The organism is Rhodopirellula maiorica SM1 (assembly GCF_000346295.1).
Lineage (GTDB): Bacteria > Planctomycetota > Planctomycetia > Pirellulales > Pirellulaceae > Novipirellula > Novipirellula maiorica.
In genome coordinates this window covers 1-8,959 of the sequence record NZ_ANOG01000818.1, presented here as the reverse complement: position 1 = coordinate 8,959, position 8,959 = coordinate 1, and the positions used below count along the sequence as shown (strand labels likewise).

Genomic DNA, 8,959 nt, shown 5'->3' with positions numbered 1-8,959 from the left:
GTCAGTCATCTTCTCGTACGCCGCATAGAATTCTTCGTCGCTGTAGCCTTCATGCAGCAGTGCGTGTTCGGGCGCATTGTAGCCCATCAAGTACAAATAGGTGTGTGCCAAGTCGGCTTGGAATCCGAGCGATTCAGGCATCCCAACGGCTTCGAGCAAATCGAGGATGTCTTTCCAGCTGTGCATTCCGGCCCAGCAGATTTCGCCTTCGGCCGCCAAACGCTCGCCGTGATCGGCCGCGATCTTGGCAGCTTCTTTGAACGTGTTGGCAATTTTTTGCGTGTTGGCCTTCGGGTCTTCACGCCACTTTTCGACACCAAACTCGGCGCTATCGATGCGGATTGCTCCGTATTGACGCACACCGTGGTCGTTAAAGATTCCGGCGATACGGCAAGCCATCTTCACCGCCGAGAGGAACTTGGCTTGTTGCTCGGCATCGCCCATAGCCGAATCGCCAACGGTACCGGGCCAAATCGGAGCGACCAACGAACCGACCGCCAAACCTTTGCTGGCGATCAAATCCGCAATCTTGCGAATCTCGTCGTCGCTGGCTTCGGGATTGGTGTGTGGCAGGAACAGAAAGTAGTCGATGCCATCGAACTTCTGTCCGTCGACTTCGGCCGCAGCGGTCAAGTCGAGCATTCGCTCGAGGCTGATCGGTGGCTCCTGCCCTTCGTCGGTGCCTTTGCCAACCAGACCGGGCCACATTGCATTATGAAGTTTCATCGCTTTGATTTCCTAAAAGAGTTCGTGTGAATCGCTCTGGTATTGCGCTGACTAATTTTGTTTCTGGGGTAGTGGATGTCGCCGGACATCCCGGGACGCAAGGAATTCTAACGAATCCCACTGCTCCAAACCCGATCGTTAACGGTGGTGGAAGCCTCAGCTGCCAGCCTTGGGTAAATTCTTGTGCGTGTTTGGACCAAAGTACCTTAGTCCAACCAACGGTTCGGTTCCAAGGTTTTCGATCTCGACGCCGTTCGTTGCAGCGACATGTGAGATGAAGACTTCATCCGAAGTGTTTTCGCCAAAGCGGATCATCGCTGGCGTCTGCAAATCGAGTGATCCCATACGGCCGCGGCCTTGGACCGTGATCCAGCTGCTTGCACCTGGATCCTGTAAAGTGCATTTCGCACCGGGCTGGATCGTCAACTCTTTCGCGCTGAACAACTGTTCGCCATCGACGGTGCCGTAGACGATCCACCGATCTTCGTAACCATCGCCACTGCGTTCTTCGTCGCGGACCGGTTCGAGATAGTTATTGTTCTTGAAGTGGGTGTCGACGTTCTTTTCCCAGTCCAACTGGCCGACGATAAAGTCCAGGTCTTGGTGCTTCTCTTCGGGCATGTCTTTGACCAGCAGCGACCATGGCACATAGCGGCCTTCGACGATCGATTGGTACATCCCGAATACGTCGCTGCCCCACTGCGGTTCGTACGTGCACAGCGACCCCGGGGCGTGCAGGACGCCGGGCGGAATCAACCAACCGGTTCCTCGTTTCAGACGATAGGCACGGCTGAGGTCCAGGATGCCATTGTCACCGGCGTTCCAGTTTTCCAAACAGCGACGCACATCCGATTTTTCCGTGCCGGGTTCAAGTCCCATGAACGTGTAAGCAAAGTTGTTGTCGACGTTATTCAACTGAGGCGGGAAGTAGTAACTTTCAGGCTTCCCTTCCTGGCCCACCAATTTTGCGTCTTCGAAACTTTGGTGCATGTGATGGGGGATCGGCCCCATGTTGTCAAAGAATTTCGAATAAACGGGCCAACGATCGTATTTTGAATAGATCGACTCGCCGACAATATCGTTACCGCGTTCGGAGACGGCATCTCGCAGCGTGAACTTTTTGCCTTCGAAGAGGACAAAGCTCAGCCCTTCGTGCCAGACACGGCCTTCGTTGGCTGCTTCGGTGGTACTGCCGAACCATCGTTCGTCGATACCGCCACGGTCGGCACCAAAGCGGTAATAGTCCCCAGGATGCAATTTGATCCGGCGTCCGGGATGCAAAAACGATCGGGGGACCCAAGTGGGGGTCAATCGCAGCAGTCCCTCGCCTGCGTCCATCGCGGAGTCGAGAATGTTAGCAACCGAGTCATCTTGGATTAAGCCGTCGTCCAGCTTAACGTTACTCATCGATCGTAGTACCTTTGATTCTCGGAGGGAAAGAGTATGTTCAGGCTGGAAACGTGTTCTTCGGTCACAGAGCACAATTTTGTGCAGAAGAAATCGATCAGTGGGATGAAATAAACGCCCTAAATTGGTTTCTGAGGAAGTTATGTTTTATTTGCTTCGCAGCGAACGGGCAAGAACGCCAGCGATTCAGAACCGATAAAAAAGACGACCTTGCTCGACCCGATCGCATCCACAAACGCCTAATCGCCCTCGCATTCAAAGATTCAGAAAGATCATGGCAGAAATTGTCGCACTTCGAAAATGGGACCGCCGCGAGCCCCAAATCGCCTGGGATAGCGAATCGCCCTTGTCGATGGACGTGGAAACACGCATGGGTAACGTCAAAACCCGGCATGGCCGTTTCGTCGGGGGCGCGTCGGATAATGTCGAAGTCGTTGAAATTGATACCGGCGTGATGCGGGTTATCGTGCTGCCCACTCGCGGGATGTCAATCTGGAAAATCGAGGCCGAGGGGATTCGGTTTGGTTGGGATTCGCCAGTCAACGGCCCTGTCCATCCGTCCCAAGTTCCGCTGTTTGACCCCAGCGGACTTGGGTGGCTCGAAGGGTTCGATGAATTGGTCGTTCGCTGTGGGTTGGAAAGCAACGGGGCGCCTGAATTCGATGAATCGGGAAAACTGAAATACCCGCTGCACGGACGCATCGGGAATCTGGCCGCTGATTCGCTGTCGATCGAATACGACGAAGCGTCCGGCCGGCTCGAATTGATTGGCGAAGTGATCGAATCGCGACTGTTTTTTAAGCGTTTGAGGATGAGAACGCGATTGCGAGTCCATGCGGGCAGCTATCGAGTGGATTTGTTGGACGATGTCACCAACGAATTATCGACTCCTGCAACGATGCAGTTGCTGTATCACATCAACGTCGGCTCGCCGATTCTAAAGCCGGGTGCGGTACTCGAAGCCGCCTGCGAAGAGCTTGCTCCCAAAGACGCTTTGTCCGCAAGCGAGCTTGATGCTTGGAACCAATTTGATAAGCCCGAATCGGGATATCAGGAACGCGTTTACTTTGCCAACTTGGTTAGCGACGATTCGAGCGAAACCACCGCGATGCTCCGCACGGCGGAAAGAAATCGTGGGATGGCGGTCACGTTTAACGTCAGCCAGCTTCCCAATTTCATCTTGTGGAAAAACACCGGCGCCAAAAGTGATGGCTATGTGGTCGGCATGGAGCCCGCAACCAATTTTCCAAACACACGTTCGTTCGAGGCCGAGCAAGGGCGAGTGGTGAAGATCGAACCCTCCGAGACCGCTTCGTTCCGGTTGTCGTTAGAAGTGTTGACCGATGAAGCGGCGGTCGAAAAGGTCAGCAGTCGAATCAAGGGGCTTGCCGCCATTCACGCGCCGCAGATCCATGATGACCCCAAGGCTGGTTGGTCGATGTAACGGTTCGGCTCACGTGTGATGTTTGACCATCACGACTTCGCTGAAACCTGAATTGAACATCACCTCGTCCATAAAACTGGTGATCAGCATCATCCCGCGACACTGCTCTAATTCAAATGATTCAGGCGTGCCGGGAGCGGGGTTAAATCGAGCCAAGCGGCCATTTCCATCATGCGACACCGAGATCCGCGTGTCCTTGTCGCCGCCCGACACCTTTAAGTGCACGCTGCGTTTGCGATAGCTATCGGACGTTGCGCGATTCATCAGTTCGTTATAGCTGTCTCGGTCACCCGCAATGACTTTGGCAACGATCGGGTCCTCGTCGCTAAGTTCGAGGTTGCCGTAGCAGATCGCATTGAACAACGCGCTGGCGACTGCCATCCCGATGCGGATTCGATTGGTGGAATTGAGTTTGCCCGACGCTGCTAACGCTTGGATAACAATCTGTGTCGCCGGATTGATCGATTCGATGTCATTGCTCAGTTTGAAATAAAACTCGGGTGAACGAAGTTGTCCCGACAATGGCTGCGAGAATCGATCGCTGCCCGAATACGCGATCGTTTGCCGTACAACGGGGTTGAGCAGCATGTTGAGCGAATTTTTGGGAACAAAATTCACTGCGCCTAATGCAAGTGCATCGACCGCCAAGTCCTCGGAACCTCGCGCCGTGACGACGACGGTGGGCAGCGATGATTGTCCGGACACCAACGCTTGGACCAATTCCAGGCCGTTCATGTTGGGCATTCGCAAATCGGTGACCACCAACTCGGGCATGTGCTGGGCAATCGACGCCATCGCTTCGCGTCCGTCTTGAGCACAGCGTACTTCATGAGCATCGTCTTCGAGCAACGTCTGCATCAGCACCGTATGCGTTGGGCTGTCTTCGCACAGTAAAATAGAAGCCATCGTAGACTCGTTGGTTATGTGGAGCGGAAACTCATTCGAGCCGTGAGAGCCGAGCCCAACGTTTTAGCGTCAGGCATGTGTCAATTGGATAGGGGCAATGGATTAGGCTCCGCTGCACGCTAGAAAAGACGCGTGCATTCTATAGTTTAAACCAACGTCGCCCGCAGTGGGGAATGATGTCGTCTTGGCGGGGCAAGAATTTTACGGTTGCTGCCGACGAATCGCATTGCGGCCAAGGAACCGCATTGCGGCCGAGGGAGCAGTAACGCTGCAAAAAAAATGGTTGATCAGCCTTTTGCGCGTCCGCGAGGCCCCAGTCGGCCAAACATGCGATCCAGTTCGTCTCGACTAAAGAACAAAGCAGTCGGGCGTCCATGCGGGCAATGGTGCGTGTCCTGGTATAAATCACGCTGTTCCAGCAAGCTGGTGATCTCTTCACGCGTGAGCGGATCACCCGCCTTGACGGCAGCTTTGCAGGCAATCGTGCTGAGCAAATGATTCAGCAGGTCTTGCGCGTCGGGCTCTTTGCCTGCCGACATTACCGATTCCAGCACCGTTCGCAGCATGTCGCCAGGCGCCATGCGTTTCAGCATTGCCGGGTAGGATTGAATCAGGATCGTTTCGCCCCCAAAGTCATCGATTTCAATTCCGATTCGGGCCAGCGTTTCCTTGGAATCGAGCGCGGCGGTTCGTTCGGCGGGCGTTAGCGAAACGGGCTCGGGGACCAGCAAACGCTGCGATTCTAGTCGCCCCGATCCGCCTAACACTTTGTCTTTCACTCGCTCGTACAACACGCGTTCGTGCAGGGCGTGTTGGTCGATGACGACCATTCCCTTCTCGTCTTGCGTGACGAGATAGCGATTGTGAACTTGGAAGCCAAGGTAGCAAACCGTTGGATTACCATCGCTTGGATTGCCATCGTTCGCAGCGGGCTGAGGGTCCCAAGACGCATACTCTGCTGCGGCGTCACCATTATTGGTTGTGGCGTCGTCGGTTGTGGTATCGCCCGCTGCGGTCATCGGCGATGAATTGCCAGGTAGCGAAACATTGCCAGGTAGCGGGGCATTGCCAGGAAACGGGCGGAAGTCCGGCAGCGAAGTCGATGGCATCGCTTGCGATGAACCTGATGGCGACAAGCTCGCGGGCATCGGAGGTGTTTCCCCGGTGCGTGCCCAATTGATCACGCCTTGCCGCTGTTCGGCTTCGACGCGGCTCGGTAACCCCAGCACACTCGGCGCGGCAGCGACGACGTCGCCGCTTTGTGAGCTTTCGCTCGCAGTCGTGTCGGGTTGAGCTGTCGAAGCGGGGCCAACGCGATGCGTCATGTTGGTTTTCAAGAACTGGTATCGCAGCGTCTGCAGTAACCGTCCATACACCCGGCCGCCATCGGTGAATCGCACTTCCAACTTGGTGGGGTGGACGTTGACGTCGACCATATCCGCGGGCATCTCCATCCGCAGAAAGCAGACCGGGTGACGGCCGACCATCAATAGCCCGCGATACGCTTCGCTTAACGCATGTTGCAGCGAACGATCGCGGATATGACGACCGTTTAGGAACATGTACTGCATGCGATTGTTTCCCCGGCTGACCGAAGGGTCGCATGCATAGCCGCTGACGCGAATTTGCGAGTCGTCGCTTTCAATCGGAATAAGTGAATCAGCGATCTCGCCACCAAAAAACTCCGCGATGCGGTCGGACCATCGTGTCGTCGGTGGTAAATCGTAAAGCGTCTTGTCGTTGGACGTCAAAACAAAGTGTTTGTCGGGATTGGCCAACGCGATTCGCGTAAACGCTTCGACGATATGCCCCCGCTCGGTTTGTGCCGTCTTTAAAAAACGATGACGAACGGGAGTGTTGAAGAATAGATTGCGAATCTCCATCACCGTCCCGACGGGGCATCCGCAAGGCGTTGGCGATTCGATCACACCGCCGCGAACGTTGATTTCTGATCCGCAGTCGTCGGCGATTGTACGGCTGCGAATCGTCAATTGCGAAACACTGCCGATCGACGCCAACGCTTCGCCGCGGAACCCAAGCGTGTGGACGTGAAACAAGGCCTCTTCGTCGGGCAGTTTGCTGGTCGCATGACTGGCAACGGCAAGCGGCAATTGTTCCGCCGTCATGCCACACCCATCGTCGCTGATGCGAATCAGTTCGGTGCCGCCGCCATTGATCGTCACTTCGACACGAAAGGCGCCTGCGTCGACACTGTTTTCGAGCAGCTCTTTCACAACCGATGCCGGTCGCTCAATCACTTCGCCCGCAGCGATCTTGTTAACGAGATTGGGGGGTAATTGACGGATGGTCGGCAGCGGTTTTGCAGTAGCAGTCATCCTTACGAATGTACCGTTTTACGCAAAATCAACAACCGAGAATCTGTCTGGAATCCAATGCATGCAAGAGAGTCGTGGCTCGTTGTAGCAGGCAGAATGTGAATAACCCGAAAGGTTGCAAAGTCGAGCGAGGATCCTCGTGCTTCGTCAGTCTTTCCCCGCGAAACTCGTCAAAAGTTTCGCGGGGAATTGGGGGAAACCGAAAGTCTCGGCGACTTTCGCTACGGATGGATCGCGGATTTTAGCGGACGACCAATAGCATCCGGGCATTGCCGCGTCGGACGACCAACCGCAATGGTTGCCGTTGTTTCTGGGCTTCATCCAAGATCAGCGACAATTGATCGACCGACGAGACTTGGATATTCGCCGCTGATTCGATCACATCGCCGACCTGCAATTCGCCCTGCGCAGCGATGCTGCCGTCTTCGACACTCGCCACGATCAAACCGCTACGCAGCCCTTCGTATCCGTATTGCTTGGCCGTTTCCGGAGTCACCGGGATCAATTCGGCACCAAACAGCGATCCGGCACCGAACATTGCCATTGCTTCGTCGGTTCGTTCCTGCAAATTCACAGTGACTTGCGATGTTTTTTGATTGCGAATGATGTCCATGACCACCGTAGCACCAGGTGGGCGGCTGGCGATGTAATTTCGCAACTGCGTTCCCGAACGGACCGGACGGCCATCCAATTTCGTCACCACGTCGCCGGGTTGCAGCCCCGCTTTCGCCGCCGGTTGATTTTCCAGTAGTCCTCCGATCAGTGCACCCGAGTTCACCGTGAGGTTGTACTTTTGCCTGCTTTCCGGAGTCACGTCGACCACTTGAGCGCCCAAGAAACCACGTCGCACCTGGCCGGATTCGATAATCGATTCAAGTACCGGTTTTGCTAAGGAGACCGGGATTGCAAATCCGATCCCAGCACTTGCACCACTGCGTGACAGGATTGCCGTGTTGATCCCTACTAATTCACCTCGCAGATTCACTAGCGGGCCGCCCGAGTTACCGGGGTTGATGGCCGCGTCGGTTTGCAAGAAATCTTCGAAGCCGTTGCCATCGTCGACGATCCCTTGTACTCGGTTCTTTCCGCTGATGATGCCCGCGGTGACGGTTTGTTCCAATCCAAACGGGCTGCCGATCGCCAAGGCCCAATCGCCAACACGGATGTCGTCCGAGCTTCCAAAAAGCACTGGTTGCAATCCGTCTAGATCGACTTTGATCACCGCCAAATCGGTTTGCGGGTCGGTGCCGACCATCTTGCCTTGCACGATGCGTCCGTCATTGAGTTGGACTTTGATTTCGTCAGCGTCCTGGACGACATGGTTGTTGGTCAAAATGTAGCCGTCTTTGCGGACGATCACACCGCTGCCCATTCCTTCGGACTCACGCCGCTGAGGGGCTTGGGGTTGATAGCCGAAGAAGTCTTCAAAGCCTGGCGGCAACGCACGTCGTTGGCTCTGCCGACCGCCGACAATCTGTGTTTGCTTGGTGCTGATGCTGACGACACTTGGTCGCAATGCTTCGGCGACGTTGCGAAACGAAAGTGACAGATCTTGAGCCGTGTCGAGATGTTGGCCCTGCATCGGTACCCGCGACTGGTCTTGCGCGTGACTATCGCGGTGCAGCGACTCAGGCAAACTCAGCACGGCACCGGTCAACAGCGATCCAAACAACATCGCCGCCAACACGCCGCTTACACGCTTCCACAGATTGTCCATCAGGATGGCTCCTCACTATTCGAATCTCAAAAAACTGTCTTTGCTTCGCTCATCTTTACCCGGCGCGATCGCAGTACCAACCCTCATTGTAACGAGCCACCCTGGGTCCCTATTGCGACGTCCCCATCGCGATGGCGACCCCTGGTGCTGGTGCATCATGGCTCGCAGTGTGCCAGCGGCGATCCGCACTTCGGCGTGTTGCAGTGGCAAAAAGGCGGCAAACCCGCCGAGTGGCTGTAAACTCAACGAAGTCTACCTAGATTGAAATCTCTGTGGTCTGCCGATGCGACAGCGTGCCCGAGAACCCGCACATTCGGAGCAAACCGCAGGCCAAAAATCCCCGCTTTCACGCTCCGGGGGCTGGACATTTCCAGCTGCCAATCTGGTACGCTATCGGTCAATCCACCAGGCGATGAAAAGCAA

Annotated in this window: 7 protein-coding genes; 1 reads left to right on the top strand and 6 read right to left on the bottom strand. The window is 55.4% G+C overall.

Going from position 1 to position 8,959, the window contains the following annotated elements; all coding sequences use genetic code 11:
* Together RMSM_RS26685 and RMSM_RS26680 are read right to left on the bottom strand one after the other, a co-directional pair.
* The coding region (locus RMSM_RS26685; RefSeq protein WP_040769517.1) for a sugar phosphate isomerase/epimerase family protein at nt 1-726 on the bottom strand (726 nt) is incomplete at its 3' end.
* A 156-nt stretch (nt 727-882) separates the two neighbouring features.
* Complete coding sequence (locus tag RMSM_RS26680; protein ID WP_040769516.1) at nt 883-2,133, bottom strand: cupin domain-containing protein; 1,251 nt, start codon at nt 2,131-2,133, stop codon at nt 883-885.
* A 274-nt stretch (nt 2,134-2,407) separates the two neighbouring features.
* On the opposite strand from RMSM_RS26680, the gene RMSM_RS26675 reads away from it, so the two are divergent.
* On the top strand, nt 2,408-3,577 hold the full coding sequence (locus RMSM_RS26675) for an aldose 1-epimerase family protein (protein ID WP_008704132.1): 1,170 nt from the start codon (nt 2,408-2,410) through the stop codon (nt 3,575-3,577).
* Nucleotides 3,578-3,586: 9 nt separating this feature from the next.
* Here the strand turns inward: RMSM_RS26675 and RMSM_RS26670 are convergent, their stop codons facing one another.
* The 4 genes from RMSM_RS26670 to RMSM_RS40180 all read right to left on the bottom strand — a co-directional run bounded on the left by RMSM_RS26670 (nt 3,587) and on the right by RMSM_RS40180 (nt 8,782).
* Nucleotides 3,587-4,483 carry a response regulator gene (locus tag RMSM_RS26670; RefSeq protein WP_008704130.1) on the bottom strand — a complete coding sequence of 299 codons (897 nt, stop codon included), beginning with the start codon at nt 4,481-4,483 and terminating at the stop codon, nt 3,587-3,589.
* 287 nt (nt 4,484-4,770) lie between these two features.
* The gene (gene mutL, locus RMSM_RS26665; RefSeq protein ID WP_008704128.1) at nt 4,771-6,819 is read right to left on the bottom strand and encodes a DNA mismatch repair endonuclease MutL; all 2,049 of its coding nucleotides are present in this window, start codon (nt 6,817-6,819) and stop codon (nt 4,771-4,773) included.
* 241 nt (nt 6,820-7,060) lie between these two features.
* A complete protein-coding gene (locus RMSM_RS26660) occupies nt 7,061-8,536 on the bottom strand; it encodes a Do family serine endopeptidase (RefSeq protein ID WP_008704126.1) in 1,476 nt (491 codons plus the stop codon).
* 15 nt (nt 8,537-8,551) lie between these two features.
* Entirely contained in the window at nt 8,552-8,782 is a 231-nt protein-coding gene (locus RMSM_RS40180; protein ID WP_008704124.1) for a hypothetical protein, read from the bottom strand.
* Nucleotides 8,783-8,959: the final 177 nt, after the last annotated feature.